Origin of the sequence: Allobosea sp. LjRoot90, from assembly GCF_964254315.1 — a bacterium.
Lineage (GTDB): Bacteria > Pseudomonadota > Alphaproteobacteria > Rhizobiales > Beijerinckiaceae > Allobosea.
Map to the genome: position 1 here is coordinate 1 of NZ_CAXUTF020000021.1, position 627 is coordinate 627.

Sequence of the window (627 nt, forward strand, 5' to 3'; positions counted from 1 at the left end):
AAAAGCGGCGGAGCCTTGGCTCCGCCGCTCTTTTTGCTTCGTCCCGCGTTCTGCGGGCTGATCCGCTTCTGCGGACCGAAGATCAGCCGAGGAGACGCAGAACGCCCTGGTCGGCCTGGTTGGCGAGGGAGAGCGCCTGCTGGGAGAGCTGCTGACGGGTCTGCAGCGCGAGCAGGGAGGCGGCTTCCTGGTTGAGGTCGGCGTTGACGAGGTTGTCGGCGCCGGTGGTCAGGACGTTCGACATGTCCTTGGTGAAGTCCTGCCGGGTCTGGACGACCGAGAGGCTGGCGCCGAAGGTCGAGGAGAGCGACTTCAGGGAGGTCAGGGCGCCGGTGAGCGACTTGGTGGCTGCTTCCAGATCGGAGTCGTTCTGGAAGTTGACGCTGCCGGCGAGCTGGGTGTTGCCAGCCTTGGTGATGCCGAGGTTGTCGGAGCTCAGCTGGGTGCCCTGGACGTCGAGCTTGGTCTGGTTCTTGCCGGTCTTCTCGTTGAAGACGACCGACAGACGGTCACCGCCGAGCAGATTGAGGCCGTTGAAGCCGGAATCCTTGGCGAGATCGTCGATCTTGTTGCGCAGATCGTTGAACTGGTCGATCAGGTTCGAACGAACCGCAGAGGTGACACCCG

The 627-nt window shown here is 63.6% G+C and carries 1 protein-coding gene; it reads right to left on the bottom strand.

Annotation, left to right across the window (positions count from 1 at the left end):
• Positions 1 to 82: 82 nt before the first annotated feature.
• Positions 83 to 627: flagellin (locus ACSQ3M_RS28435; protein WP_436153436.1), on the bottom strand; the 545-nt coding region annotated here is incomplete at its 5' end.